At 72.5% G+C, this 13,621-nt stretch carries 12 protein-coding genes; 5 read left to right on the forward strand and 7 right to left on the reverse strand.

What is annotated here, in order from left to right; all coding sequences use genetic code 11:
- Positions 1–71: 71 nt before the first annotated feature.
- Complete coding sequence (locus IIE03_RS03395; protein ID WP_192861310.1) at positions 72–2,045, reverse strand: HNH endonuclease signature motif containing protein; 1,974 nt, start codon at positions 2,043–2,045, stop codon at positions 72–74.
- A gap of 237 nt (positions 2,046–2,282) precedes the next feature.
- Here IIE03_RS03395 and IIE03_RS03400 point away from each other — a divergent pair, with 237 nt between their 5' ends.
- Positions 2,283–2,486: a helix-turn-helix domain-containing protein gene (locus IIE03_RS03400; RefSeq protein WP_192861311.1), complete on the forward strand. Its 204-nt coding sequence runs from the start codon at positions 2,283–2,285 to the stop codon at positions 2,484–2,486.
- A gap of 79 nt (positions 2,487–2,565) precedes the next feature.
- Positions 2,566–3,099 carry a Clp protease N-terminal domain-containing protein gene (locus IIE03_RS03405; protein WP_192861312.1) on the forward strand — a complete coding sequence of 178 codons (534 nt, stop codon included), beginning with the start codon at positions 2,566–2,568 and terminating at the stop codon, positions 3,097–3,099.
- Positions 3,100–3,154: 55 nt separating this feature from the next.
- Here IIE03_RS03405 and IIE03_RS03410 read toward each other — a convergent pair whose 3' ends face one another.
- Positions 3,155–3,763, reverse strand: coding sequence for a TetR/AcrR family transcriptional regulator (locus IIE03_RS03410; protein WP_318842780.1), 609 nt, complete (start codon positions 3,761–3,763; stop codon positions 3,155–3,157).
- Between the two features lie 50 nt (positions 3,764–3,813).
- Between IIE03_RS03410 and IIE03_RS03415 the strand changes: the two genes are divergently transcribed.
- Complete coding sequence (locus IIE03_RS03415; protein ID WP_192861313.1) at positions 3,814–4,449, forward strand: NAD(P)-dependent oxidoreductase; 636 nt, start codon at positions 3,814–3,816, stop codon at positions 4,447–4,449.
- 73 nt (positions 4,450–4,522) lie between these two features.
- On the opposite strand, the gene IIE03_RS03420 is transcribed toward IIE03_RS03415, so the two are convergent.
- Positions 4,523–6,742: an NADP-dependent isocitrate dehydrogenase gene (locus IIE03_RS03420; RefSeq protein WP_225997186.1), complete on the reverse strand. Its 2,220-nt coding sequence runs from the start codon at positions 6,740–6,742 to the stop codon at positions 4,523–4,525.
- Positions 6,743–6,862: 120 nt separating this feature from the next.
- The gene (locus tag IIE03_RS03425; protein WP_192861314.1) at positions 6,863–7,849 is read right to left on the reverse strand and encodes a malate dehydrogenase; all 987 of its coding nucleotides are present in this window, start codon (positions 7,847–7,849) and stop codon (positions 6,863–6,865) included.
- 188 nt (positions 7,850–8,037) lie between these two features.
- On the opposite strand from IIE03_RS03425, the gene IIE03_RS03430 reads away from it, so the two are divergent.
- Positions 8,038–9,012 carry an MIP/aquaporin family protein gene (locus IIE03_RS03430; protein ID WP_192861315.1) on the forward strand — a complete coding sequence of 325 codons (975 nt, stop codon included), beginning with the start codon at positions 8,038–8,040 and terminating at the stop codon, positions 9,010–9,012.
- Between the two features lie 93 nt (positions 9,013–9,105).
- Here the strand turns inward: IIE03_RS03430 and IIE03_RS03435 are convergent, their stop codons facing one another.
- Positions 9,106–10,398 carry a hypothetical protein gene (locus IIE03_RS03435; RefSeq protein ID WP_192861316.1) on the reverse strand — a complete coding sequence of 431 codons (1,293 nt, stop codon included), beginning with the start codon at positions 10,396–10,398 and terminating at the stop codon, positions 9,106–9,108.
- Positions 10,399–10,509: 111 nt separating this feature from the next.
- Complete coding sequence (locus tag IIE03_RS03440; RefSeq protein WP_192861317.1) at positions 10,510–11,871, reverse strand: NAD(P)/FAD-dependent oxidoreductase; 1,362 nt, start codon at positions 11,869–11,871, stop codon at positions 10,510–10,512.
- Positions 11,872–12,052: 181 nt separating this feature from the next.
- Here IIE03_RS03440 and IIE03_RS26615 point away from each other — a divergent pair, with 181 nt between their 5' ends.
- On the forward strand, positions 12,053–12,499 hold the full coding sequence (locus IIE03_RS26615; RefSeq protein WP_192861318.1) for a DUF3017 domain-containing protein: 447 nt from the start codon (positions 12,053–12,055) through the stop codon (positions 12,497–12,499).
- Positions 12,500–12,515: 16 nt separating this feature from the next.
- Here the strand turns inward: IIE03_RS26615 and IIE03_RS03450 are convergent, their stop codons facing one another.
- Entirely contained in the window at positions 12,516–13,571 is a 1,056-nt protein-coding gene (locus IIE03_RS03450) for a septum formation family protein (RefSeq protein ID WP_192861319.1), read from the reverse strand.
- Positions 13,572–13,621 lie beyond the last annotated feature (50 nt).

The following is a 13,621-nucleotide window of genomic DNA, read 5'->3' on the forward strand; positions in this document are numbered from 1 at the left end:
ACTGACATCCCCCTCCTCTTTTTTCGCAGGGCAGGCCGGCCGCCTCGGTCGGCCGACGGCCACCTCAAGGATCAGAACGGCGGCCCCTCGGGCGACGGCTTCGAGGAGTCGGTGGACGGCAGCGGACCCACAGGAACCGCCGGCTTCCTGGGCGGGCGCGCGAGCGTGAGGCCGGTTGTCGGGAGGCCGCCTGGTTCGGCGGTGTTGGAACTGGCGGTGTTGGTCCCGGCGGTGTTGGAACTGGCGGTGTTGGAACTGGCGGCGGTGTCGTCGTCGGTGGTGATGCTGTTGACGATGCTGTAGCCGATGGCTGGGTCGGTGGGGTCGGGTCGGTAGACCTGGGTGTGGCCGGTGGGGCTGGTCCAGGTCTCGAGGCCGGTGACCGGATCGCGTTCGACGTGCCAGTCGGCGTGGGTCTTGATGTTGTGGTGGCGGCGGCACAGGGCGTGCAGGTTGTTCGCGCGGGTCTGTCCGGGCTCGCCGGGAAGGGTGGGGCGCTCTTTGTTGTAGGGGTCGATGTGGTCCAGGTCGCAGCGCGCGGCGGGGCGGTCGCAGCCTTCGTGGGCGCACGTGCGGTCGCGGGCCTGGACGGCTCGGCGGAGGCGGGGTGGGGGTTGGTAGGTGGTGGTGGAGTAGTCGGTGAGGATGCCGGTGACCGGGTCGGTGACCAGGCGGTACCAGATGCCCTCGCCGGCGATCTCGCGGGCCACATTCGCGGGGACGGGGCCGAGCAGGTCCAGGATCCCCGGCGTGTCGTCGCCCGGGTCGGCCAGCACGCTGGCGGGAATGGTGACGTTGACGGTGGCGGGCACCTCGATGCCGCGCACGACCACGCCTGCCTCCACCCCGTCGGGCGCGGCGTGTGTGGTGGGTGTGCTGGTTATCGGTGCTGTGGAGAGCACGCCGTCGTTCTCGTCGGGGACGGGCACCAGGTCCGTCTCCCGTACCGGCGGGACCAGGACGCCCGGCTCGGTGACCGGGACGCGCAGACCGCCGGGCACGCTGCCGACCGGCCGGCCCTGGACCGGCCCGCGGTCGACTCCCTCACCGACGATCCCGTGGCCGATGGTCCCCTCACTGGCGACGTCTTCGCCGGCGCCTTCCTCGATGAGGTGGGGCACCATGCGTCCGGTGACCAGGGAGGTGAGCGCGTCGGCGCGGGCCTGGCCGCGCCGACGGGTCTGGCCGGGGACGTTCAGCAGGGCCTGCGCGCCGGCCTGCACGGCATTGAACACGCGCGCGCCGTCCTTGGCCGGTAGCAGGGCGGACAGCAGCGACATGCCGGGCCCGGCAGTCTCGAGCCAGACGTTGCGCTGGTCGGCCGCGTGGGTGAGTTCCTCGGCGTCGCCGTGCAGCCGGTTGGCCAGGGCGTTGAGCTGGTCGGACAGCCACTTCCAGGTACGGGTGGGCGCCTCGGGCAGCAGGACCTCGATCGCGGCGGCGCGCTCGTCGTCGGTCAGTTCGGCGCCCGCACCCAGCAGGGTGTCGGCCTTACGCGTATCGATCCGGCCCGCTGCCAGGGCATCCAGGACGTCGGGGAAACGGGTGCACCGATCCGCGCGGTTGACGATCACGCTGCCCTCGCGTGCGGTCACGTGCAGGCGGTCCTTGATCACGGTCGCGGCCTGATCCACCCCGAGAATCCCGCCCTGGACCTCGACCAGGGCAGCGGCGGCCCGTGCCTGCAGGCTCCGCGCCCACGACGCCAGCCGCTCCGTCGCGGCGACCACCCCGGCCAGCTCCACCGCATCCAGCCGGCCCATCACGCCCGCAGCCCGCATGCCGTCTGCGGTCCTGGCGGGCACCGGCCCGCCGTCCGCCGCGCCAGTGGCACCGGCGGCAGGCGCGGCCAGGGACTCCAGCACACCCGCCAGCCACGGCCCGGGCCGGCTGGAGCGCGTCTGCGCCATGAGCACGTCCGCCACGGCGTCGTCCACGGCATCGCCATGCCCCGCCCGCGTGCCGTCCAGGACGCCCGAACCCGCCCATGGCGCCTCGGGCAGCACGACCTCCAGGCGCGCCGAACCGCCGTCGTGCAACGTCACCCCGCCCATCGTGCTCACCCCCTGAGTGCCCGGTGCCGACCTCTCTCGAACATGTTCGATCCTATATTCGCCACGACCCAGCGACCACCCGAGCACAGAATCTGTGGATAAAGCCCTTCATCCACAGATCGCCACCGAGAAAGGATCCCCGACCCAGAACGGCAAGAGCGACCGCGGTGGCGACTGTTGTGTCAACCCGGATTGACAGATTCGCCTGTCGTCAACCATAGTTGACACATGAATCCCACCCTGGTCAGCAGCGCCACCGGCGACGACCCCCGTGCGGGCCTGCGCGCCGTGCGATCCCTGCGCGAGCTGGCCGACCGCCTCGAGACGCTCCAGGTCGAGCGCGCCCGCGACCTCGGCTGGTCGTGGCAGGAGATCGCCGACGCGCTCGGCGTCAGCCGCCAGGCGGTCCACAAGAAGCACCGACGCCCGTAGCCCCGCTCACCCGACCACCCGACCACCCGACCACCCGACCACCCGACCGACCGTCGACCCGTCACCAGGAGGCCCCGACATGTTCGAACGATTCACCCGAGACGCGCGCGCCGTCGTCACCGACGCGCAGATCGTGGCGCGCGGCCTGCACTCCCCCGCCATCGACACCCGCCATGTCGTCGTCGCGCTCGCCGAGGCCGGCGGCCCCGCGGCCCGCGCGCTGGACTCGACCGGCGTCGCCCCGGACACGGTCGCGTCGGCCGTGCGCCGCCAGATCGCCGGCGACGGCGGGCTCGACCGCGAGGCCCTCGCCTCGCTCGGCATCGATCTCGACGCGGTCCGGGAGAGCGCCGACGCCACCTTCGGCGACGGCGCGTTCGACGCCGCCGCCCGGCGGCGCGGTCCCAAGGGTCACATCCCGTTCACCCGGGACGCCAAGAAGTCCCTGGAGCTCGCGCTGCGCGAGGCCGTACGCCTGAAGAGCAAGGACATCGCCGACAGGCACCTCCTGCTCGGCGTCCTGCGCGACGGCCGTGCCCCGGGCGCTCGGGCGCTGTCCGACGCCGGCGCGGACATCCCGGCCCTCCGCACGACCCTGGAGGCGACGAGCTGAGCCCGGACCCCGCCCGCCACCATCAGCAGCCAGCCACCATCAGCAGCCAGCCACTTCAGCCGTCCCCCTCGGCCACCAGCCCCGGCAGGAGCATGCGCACCAGCGACCGCGCGTGCCCCACGGCCTCGGGCTGCTCGACGAACTGCCCGAGGAACGCGTGCTGCATGCACGCCCCGAAGAGCAGTGACGCGGCGGCGTCGGGGGCGGCATCGGCACGCACCCGCCCCAGCTCCTGCTCGGCCCGCAGGTAGTCCGCGAGCCAGCGGTTCACCATCTGCGGGCCAGCCCCCCGCTCCAGGAGAGCGGCGCGGTACGCCTCGAACGCTTCCCGTTCGAAGAAGATCGAGACCGCCATCAGGAAGGACTCGCGGTAGAAGGCGAGCGCACGCTGCGCGACCTGGACGAGATTCTCCTCCACGCTCCGCTTCCCCGCGGCGTCGCGGAGCCCGACGAGGAACGCGGCCAGTTCCCCTGGCGTGCGCTCCTGCAGCACCGCGACGAACAGGTCCACCTTGGCGCGGAAGTGCTTGTACAGCAGCGCCTCGGAGCAGCCCGCGGCCGCGGCGATCTGCTTCGTGGTAGCCCGCGCGATGCCCTGCTCGCGCATGACGGAGGCGGCCGCGTCGAGAATCCGGTCACGCGTGCTTGACAGGTGAGTGATCACTCACCCATCGTAGGGGTGAGTAAGTACTCACCCACCTCCGAGGAGGACCCATGCAGGTCACCGTCATCGGTGCGAGCGGCCGGACCGGCAGCGCCGTCGTACAGCAGGCCCTCGACGCCGGGCACACGGTCACGGCGGTCGGCCGCGAGTCGTCGGCGTTCCCGTTCGACCCGCACGAGCGCCTCGCCACCGTCCGCACCGACGTGCTCGACGCCGGGGCGCTCGCTCCCGTCGTCAAGGGTGCCGATGCCGTGGTGTCGGCACTCGGGCCGCGCGACTCCGGGCCGAGCGAGGTGTGCCGACGGGGTGCCGCCGCCCTCGTCGACGCCATGCACGACGCCGGCGTCCGCCGTCTCGCCGTCGTGAGCGCCAGCGGCGCCTTCCATGGCCCGGGCGACGGGTTCGTCACCAGGACGATCGCCAAGCCGATCCTGCAGCGCGTCCTGCGGCACTCGTTCGCGGACACCCGCGCCATGGAGGAGGTGGTGCGCGCCAGCGGCCTCGACTGGACGCTGGTCCGGCCGCCGCGCCTGCTCGACCGGCCCCGCACCGGCAGGTACCGGCACGCCGTCGACGCGTTCGTCCCGGGCGGCATCCAGATCGGCCGGGCCGACGTCGCCGACTACCTGCTCCGCTCGCTCGACGACCCCGCGACCGCGAGCCACTGGGTGGGCCTGGGCTACTGACGACGACGGCGGTCGTGGTGGCCTTCCGTACGGAACGTCACCACGACCGCCGTCGTACCCGGCGACCGAGCGGTCAGAGCGACGCGAGCGCCTCGTTGAAGATCGCGCTCGGGCGCATCACGGCGCTCGCCTTCTCGTCGTCCGGCTGGTAGTAGCCGCCGATGTCGGCGGGCTTGCCCTGGACGGCGATCAGTTCGGCGACGATCGACTCCTCCTCGGCGCCCAGCTTCTCGGCCAGGGGCGCGAAGGCGGCGGCGAGTTCGGCGTCCGCGGTCTGCGCGGCGAGCTCACGCGCCCAGTACAGGGCGAGGTAGAAGTGCGAGCCGCGGTTGTCGATGGTGCCGAGCTTGCGGCCGGGGGACCGGTCCTCGTTGAGGAACGTCCCGGTGGCCGCGTCGAGCGTGTCGGCGAGGACCTGGGCACGGGCGTTGCCGGTGAACTTCGCCAGGTGCTCGAAGGACGCCGCCAGCGCGAAGAACTCACCCAGCGAGTCCCAGCGCAGGTAGTCCTCCTCGACGAGCTGCTGCACGTGCTTCGGCGCGGAGCCGCCGGCGCCCGTCTCGAAAAGACCGCCGCCGTTCATGAGCGGCACGATCGAGAGCATCTTCGCCGACGTGCCGACCTCGAGGATCGGGAACAGGTCGGTGTTGTAGTCCCGGAGCACGTTGCCGGTGACCGAGATGGTGTCCTCGCCCTTGCGGATGCGCTCGAGCGAGTACTTCGTGGCGTCGGCGGGCGCCATGATCTCGAGGGTCAGCCCGCCGAGCTCGCCGGCGGAGCCGTCGTCGAGGTACTCACGGACCTTCTCGATGAGGCGGGCGTCGTGGGCGCGGGTCTCGTCGAGCCAGAACACGGCCGGCGCCCCGGTGGCGCGGGCCCGGGTGACGGCCAGCTTGACCCAGTCGCGGATGGCGACGTCCTTGGTCTGGCAGGCCCGCCAGATGTCGCCGGCGGCGACGGCGTGCTCCATGACGGTCTCGCCGGCGCCGTCGACGATGCGCACGACGCCGTCGGACGGGATCTCGAACGTCTTGTCGTGCGAGCCGTACTCCTCGGCCTTCTTGGCCATGAGGCCCACGTTGGGGACGGAGCCCATCGTGGCCGGGTCGAGCGCGCCGTTGGCCTTGCAGTCGTCGATCACGGCCTGGTAGACACCGGCGTACGACGAGTCGGGGATGACGGCGAGCGCGTCGGCCTCGTTGCCGTCAGGGCCCCACATGTGGCCGCCGCCACGGATCATGGCCGGCATCGACGCGTCGACGATGACGTCGGACGGGACGTGCAGGTTCGTGATGCCCTTGTCGGAGTTCACCATGGCGAGCTCCGGGCCCTCGCGGAGCGCGGCGTCGAACGCGGCGCGGATCTCGGCGCCGTTCGGCAGGCTCTCGAGCCCGGCGAAGATCGAGCCGAGGCCGTCGTTGGCGGACAGCCCGGCGGCGGCCAGGTCGGATCCGTACTTCGCGAAGACGTCGCCGAAGAACGCCTTGACGACGTGGCCGAAGATGATCGGGTCGGAGACCTTCATCATCGTGGCCTTGAGGTGCACGGAGAAGAGCACACCCTGCTCCTTGGCCCGCGCGATGACGTCTACGAGGAAGGCGTCCAGGGCCGCGGCGGACATGAAGGTGCCGTCGAGGACCTCACCGGCGTCGACCTTCAGGCCGTCCTTGAGGACCGTGACCTCTCCGTCGGCGGCGACGTGCTCGATCCGCAGCGTGTCGGCGGCGGGCAGGATCACGGACTTCTCGTTGGAGAAGAAGTCGTCGTGGCCCATGGTCGCGACGGCGGTCTTCGAGTCGCCGGTCCACGCGCCCATGCGGTGGGGGTGCGCCTTGGCGTAGTTCTTGACGGACGCCGGGGCGCGGCGGTCCGAGTTGCCCTCGCGCAGCACGGGGTTGACGGCCGAGCCCTTGACCTTGTCGTAGCGGGCGCGGGTCTCGCGCTCCTCGTCGGTGGCGGGCTCCTCGGGGTAGTCGGGCAGGTCGTAGCCCTTGCCCTGGAGCTCGGCGATCGCGGCCTTGAGCTGCGGCACCGACGCGGAGATGTTGGGCAGCTTGATGATGTTGGCGTCCGGCCGCGTCGCCAGCTCGCCGAGCTCCGCCAGCGCGTCCGGCTGGGCCTGCTCCGGGGTGAGACGCTCCGGGAACTGCGCGACGATGCGGCCGGCCAGCGAGATGTCGCGGGTCTCGACGTCCACGCCCGCCTTGGCCGCGTAAGCCGAGACGATCGGGAGGAAGGAGTAGGTCGCCAGCATCGGCGCCTCGTCCGTATGGGTGTAGATGATCTTGGCCATGGGCAGAACAGGCTCCTGGATCAGTTGGCAGACGATTTCTTGATGTCAAGATACCGTGCCGAAACCTGGATCGAGGCATCGCGTAAGCAGCCTCACACCCGGCCCTCCCGGGCCCGATCGTCAGATCAGGCCCAGGGCACGCACGGCGTCTCGCTCGGCCGACAGCTCGGCCACGGACGCGTCGATCCGCTCGCGGGAGAACGGGTCGATCTCCAGACCCTCCACGATCTGCCAGTCCCCTCCGGCCGACGTCACCGGGAACGAGGACACCAGGCCCTCCGGCACGCCGTACTCGCCGTGGCTGTACACGCCCGCGCTGGTCCAGTCGCCCTCGCGGGTACCGCGCGTCCAGTCGCGCACGTGCTCGATCGCCGCGTTCGCCGCCGACGCCGCCGACGACGCCCCGCGGGCCTCGATGATCGCCGCGCCGCGCTTGGCGACCGTCGGGATGAACGTCTCGGTCAGCCACTCGCGGTCCGCCGCCACGTCCGCGCCCGGGATGTCCCCCACCGTGGCCTGGAACAGGTCGGGGTACTGCGTCGCGGAGTGGTTGCCCCAGATCGTCAGCCCGCTGATCCGGCTCACCGGCGTCCCGGTCCGTGCCGCCACCTGCGAAAGCGCACGGTTGTGGTCCAGCCTGGTCATCGCGGTGAACCGCTCCGGCGGAACGTCCGGGGCGTGTGCCGACGCGATGAGGGCGTTCGTGTTCGCGGGGTTGCCGACGACGAGCACCTTGACGTCCGGCGCCGCGCCGTCGTTGATCGCCCTGCCCTGGGGCCCGAAGATCCCGCCGTTCGCCTCGAGCAGGTCGGCCCGTTCCATGCCGGCGCCCCGTGGCCTGGCCCCGACCAGGAGGGCGACGTTCGCGCCCTCGAACGCCTTGACCGGGTCGTCGAAGATGTCGACGCCGGCCAGTGTGCCGAAGGCGCAGTCGTCCAGTTCCATCGCCGTTCCCTCGGCCGCCTTGACCGCGGCGGGGATCTCGAGGAGGCGGAGCCGGACCGGTACGTCCGCGCCGAGCATCTCTCCCGCGGCGATGCGGAACAGGAGCGCGTACCCGATCTGGCCAGCGGCTCCGGTGACGGTGACGTTCACGGGTTCAGTCATGGGGCCCACTCTTGCATCGAACCCGTGGCCATGCCCAGTGCCCGCGCGAAAATCTTCGCGAAGTCGTGACCAGGGCAAAGTTCCGGGCCCGAACTCTCCGCATTCAGGTCGTGTTCAGGTGATTACTGGCAGGATGCTCCCGAGACCCGGCACGCACCCGCGTGCGCCACCCGAAAGGATCATCTCTCATGGCCAACGCGTACGCCGTGCCCGACGGCGCGCTCGACGCCCCCACCGAGACCTCCGGCTCCGGCACTCTTTCCCGCGTGCTCGCCGAGGCGTTCGGCACCTTCGTCCTCGTGCTCGGCGTGCTGAGCATCGGCGTGTACAGCTTCCTCAACCAGTCGGGCGCCATCGGCGTCGCGCTGACCGGCGGCTTCGCGTACGCGGCGGCGCTGATCGCCGTCGGCCACGTGTCCGGCGGCTGGTTCAACCCCGCGATCACGCTCGCCCAGGCCATCGCCGGCCGGGTGCGCTGGGCCGAGGTCCCGCTGTACTGGCTCGCCCAGCTCGTCGGCGGGTTCGCGGCGGGCGCCCTGCTCCTGGCGACGCTCCCGGACAAGCTCTTCGAGCTCCTCGGCCGGGAGGACAACCAAGCGCTGTACGCCCAGGGCGCCAACGGCTGGGGCGACTTCTCCCCCCTGTACACGCTCTCCCAGGGGGGCGCGACGTTCACCATGCTCCAGGCGGGCATGGTCGAGCTCGTCGCGTCGGCGGCCCTGGCCGGCATCGCCCTGGCCGTCGGCACGAAGAACCGCGCCGCCATGGCCGCGGCCGGCGGCCTCGGCCTCGCCGTGCTGAGCGTCGTCGCCTACCCGGTGACGGGCGCCGGCCTGAACCCGGTGCGCTCCACCGTCGCGGCGGTCTTCTCGAACGACTGGGGCGGCGTCAGCGGCCAGGTCTGGCTGTTCTGGGTGGCCCCGCTCGTGGGCGCCGGGATCGCCGCGCTCTTCGCGGTCGCGTTCGGCTCGCAGGAGACCGCGGAGGAGGTCGCGGCGTCGAACGCCGAGGCCTACGACGACGCGGACGACGATGCCGACCAGACCGACGACGCCGACGACAGCGACACCGACGACAGCGACGTCGCGGACGACGACACGGACGCCGCCGAGAAGAAGGCGGACGACGACGCCACCAGCACCGTCGAGAAGAAGGCGGACTGACCGGAACCGGCGGACACGCAGCAAGACGCGGACGAGGCGGTGGGTCCCGCGTGACCCACCGCCTCGTCGCGCTCCCGGCTCCGCGCCGCTGCCCTACCCGACCAGGCCCTCGAACATCCCGCGGATCTCGGCGGACGTCGGGCGGGAGCGGTACGTGTCCGGCGGTGTCGACACCGGCGAGGAGCTCCACCACGTGATCCTCGCGGGACACGGCGAGCCGAGCTGGCGGGTGAACCGTGCGACGCTCTTGCCCGTCCGCAACGAGTAGGCGGTCACCGTGAACTGCGTGGAGTAGAACCGGACCGGGCTGCCGACGAAGCTGCCGGGGAAGCTCTCGTAGTCACATGTCCGCTGGTAAGCGCCCCTCTTCGGACCGTCGACACACACCACGAGCGCGGCCTTCTCCACATTCCTGGTGTGCCACGACCTCGGGAAGTCGCGCTTCTTTGGGCTCACCCCGAAGACGATCATGCGGTTGTATCCCGACTGCCGGTACGCAGGGGCGCCCCGGTACGCGCGCGGGTTCTCGCAATAGGTGCCGTTCTTGACGGCGGAGGCCGCGCGGCGCCGCTCGATCTCGGTGACGACCGCGATCAGACCCCGCCGAGCCGCCTCGGCTCCGCGCTCCCGGGGATAGTCCCTGCCGTACTCCCGGTAGGCGGCCGCTGCCGCCCTGAGTTCGTCCGCCCGCCGGTGCTCGCGGGCGCACTCCAGGAGGACGTCGTCGCGCGCGTCCCGCTTCTCCGCGATCGGCTCGGTGATCTCCGGGTGGTCCCAGTCGCCGGCCTGGATCCAGTGGTGATCGTCCACGGCCCGGCACGGCTCGGAGTAGGCCTCGTCGACGAAGTCGGCGACGATCTGGCGCGCCCGGTCCGGGTGGCCGGCGTCGGAGTCCTCGTCCAGCGCGACCGTCAGCGTGTCGAAGGCCGATCTCATGTCCTTCGGTCCGCTCACGTCGGCCAGGTCCAGCTCTGCCTGACCCAGGAGAGCGTCGCCGCGGGCGGCCGGTGCGCCCTCCCACCGTCCGCGAGGGTGCGCGATGTAGTCCGCGTACCGGTCCGCGGCCGCCTGCCGGCTGCGGTCCTCCGCCGTGGCCAGGAGCTCGCACGCCTCCGCCTCGCGATCGGCCGACGCCGCGACGTCGGGATGGGCGGCGCGCCGCACCGGACCCAGGCCGTCGAGCAGCTCCAGCGCCGGTTCGCAGTCCCCGGTCTCGTGCACGCCCACCGCGTCGTCGAGGATGCGGACCGCCGACGTGCGCACCAGGGCGACCGTGACCACCAGTGCGAGCACGACGACGGACGCCACGACGACGGCCACCCCCCGTGAACGGCGCGCCAGGAACCCCGGCGTCCCGTGTGTCGTCAGGTACGGCGTCCCGGCCATCGCACTCTCCCCGCTCGACGTCGGCCGCCCGCTCGCCGGACGGTCGTCGCCGCCAGGGTGGACCCACCCGACCGGGAGGGGTCCCGGCCGGCGGCGATCGCCGCCGGCGGATCAGAGCACGGCGTCGCGGAGCCGCACGGAGGGGTCGACGACCTTCTCCAGGTCGACGATCAGCGGCTCGGGACGGTTCATCAGCTTGCGCACCTGCCCCACCTCTCGCGGCGAGTCGGCGAGCAGCACGGCCCGCACGCGCGCGACGTGATGTCCCTGGTCGGTCACCTTCGGGTGCCGGTGCATGCTGTGCTCGACGTAGAAGGCCGCCCAGCGCCCGCCGGGCGCCGTCGGATCGCCACGGAAGGCGACCTCCTCGAACGGCGACGGCACGCCGAAGAGCGCCAGGTCGTGCCCGAGCTGACGGCTGAACACGTACGGCGCCTGCGTGCGCAGCGGCTCCAGCCCGAGGCGGGCGCGCACCGGTTCCGGGTCCGCCGGACGCTCGTCGACGCCGAGCATCGCACGCGCCGTCTGCTCCGGATCGTGCAGGGCGGCGGACCAGTGGCCGCCGGGAACGGGCCCGAACACCGGGTGGTCCCGCGTCGCGATGTCCCCGACGGCCCACACGCGTTCCAGGGCGTCGCCGTGCAGGCGCCCGGCCGGATCGCCCGGCATGGACACCCCGAGGAGCCGGCCGGCCCGGTTCACGCGCAGCCCGCCACGGACGTCGAGCGGGAGCGAACCGCGCAACCAGCGCGACGCCGGCCGTGCGCCCACCGCGGCCAGCACGAGGTCCGCGCCGAAATGCTCGCCCGAGGTGGCGCGGACGCCGTCGGCGGACACCTTCTCCACGGACGTGCCCGTGACCAGGCGGACCCCGGCCTCCGTGAACCACGGCGCGAGGTGTGCCCCGACCGTGCCGCCCAGCTGGCGCTCCAGCGGCGCGGTACCCGCCTCCACGACGGTCACCTCCGCACCCGCTCCGGCCGCGACGCCCGCCACCTCGGCGCCGATCCAGCCCGCGCCGACGATGACCAGGCGCATGCCGGGCGCGATCGCGGCCCGCAGAGCCTCCGCGTCGCGGTGGTCGTGGAGCACGGCCGCCGCGTCCCAGCCCGGCGGGATGACGGGCTCCGCGCCGCAGGCCAGGACGACGGCATCCGAGCCGATCGTGTCCGACGACGCCACCCGCGTGGCCACGCCCTCCCGGGTGACCGTCAGGCGGGTGGCCGGGTCGTCCAGGCGGACGTCGTCGGCCAGCACGGACAGGTCGACGCCCAGGTCGTCCGAGATCCACAGCGGATCGGTGCGGATGAGCAGTTCCTTGGACAGCGGCGGGCGGTCGTAGGGCGGCACGCCCTCGGCACCGAGGATGCTCAGGTGCCCGGTGAAACCGTGCGAGCGGAGCGCGGCGGCGGTCTGCGCGCCGGCCAGACCGGCACCGACGATCGTGATGGATCCGGGCGAGGACGACGGCATGAACTCACCGTATCCGGCGTGGCAACTCTCTGTTGATTCCACGTCGATCCTCCGCTGATCCCACGCCGGGCCCCCAAGGATCCCCACCGACGGCACCCGCCGGGCAAAGGTTCGGCCAGGGTGATTGCAGCCTGATCACGGGTGGTCCGGACGTGTCCGATTCGCCGGTAGGCTCTGCCGCGTGGATCTCAGCAGGACGTCGGCCGGCAGCGAGTCCCACCCCGGGCGGACCGGGGGAGGCACCGCCACGCTCGTCGCGCCTGACTGGCGGCAGCCCGCGGACGAGGCAGGCTGGAACGACGGCACGCCGTCACCCGAGCGTGCCGGGCACCAGCCCGCCGAGGAGGATCCGTTGGACGCCGAGCACCCGTCGCGCAGGAAGAACCGCGCGGTCTGGTGGCTGCTCGGCGGCGTCGTGCTCTCGCTGCTCCTCGGCCTCGTGGTCGGCGGGCGGGCGGGATCACTCGGGATCGCCGTGACGCTGGCGGTCGCCGGGACGTTCCGGGCGGTGCTGCGCGGCCCGGGGCCGGTCGGCCTGGCGATCCGCACCCGGAGCCTGGACGTCATGATGTACATGAGCGCGGCAGTCATGATCGGCGTCCTGGCCGTCGTGGCGCCCATCGACTGACGTCACCGTCCGGCCGTCACCGCCCCGCGCCCTCCAGCGTGCCCGTGACCGGTTCTTCCGACTCGATGATGCAGGCCACCTTCCGGTCGCCCTCCTCCCAGCTCTCCTGGGACGGCGCGACGGGCCAGTAGGTCAGCTCGGACACCGCCCACGCCTCGCCGACGAACTCGTCGAACTCCGGGTAGCAGTACGCGTCGGCCGCCTCCCAGAGCTGGGACTGCGTCGGCGCCCTGCCCTCGGCGGCCACGGAGTCGTCCAGCCGTGTCACGCCGAAGACCTCGCCGTGGTGAGGCTCGTCGCACGGCACGACGGGAATCCAGTACAGGACCGAGACGCCGTCGACCTCCTCGGTATCGAGGCAGTCGCCGCTCTCGAGGTCGACGGGCCTGGTCCGCGACGGGTCCTCGGTGGCCTCCTGGCCCTCGGTCGCCCACCACTCCGCGATGTCCTCGCCCTCGGTGCTGCCCGGCGTCGGGAGCACGCCGAACGGGTCGGTGGCACCGTCCGTCGGGATGCCGTCCGCAGGTCCGGAGTATGCGGGAGACCCCGACGCCTCCTCCCCCGGATCCTCCGGGGCGGTGGGCGCGATGCCGGCCGCCTCGGCGAGCACCGGCGGGATGTATCCGGCGGCGCCCGCGGGCAACCACGCGGGCGCCATGACGACCGCCACGGCCGAACCCGCCAGGAGCAGCGTGCCCGTGCAGATCGCGGCCACGGCGAAGCCCAGCGCGCGCCGCGAGGCGGTCCGAGCGGCGTCCAGCCGGTCCGCCGCCGCGTCCCGCGCGGCCCGGACCGCCTGGACCAGCGCGGGGACGGCCAGCGGCCAGAACAGCAGGAATGCCGCCACCACCCAGCCGGTCCGCGCGGACACGCGGCGCGCGGGCTCGGGCGTGGGGCCGGCGTCGGCCTGGGTCTCCTCGGAGTCCTCGTCTTCGGAGTCCTCGAATCGGGCGTCCCCGGCGCCCTCCCGTCCGGCGTCGTCGGCGTTCCCGAGTTCCGTGTCCTCGGGCCCCGTGTCCTCGGGCTCCGTGTCGTCGATGTTCTCGGGCTCGGCGGGGGGTTTCTGGGCCACGACGCGGATGGTAGCGCCATCGCCTGACAAGACCCGGATTCCGGCTTTGT

The sequence above is a fragment of the Myceligenerans pegani genome, from assembly GCF_014892515.1.
Lineage (GTDB): Bacteria > Actinomycetota > Actinomycetes > Actinomycetales > Cellulomonadaceae > Myceligenerans > Myceligenerans pegani.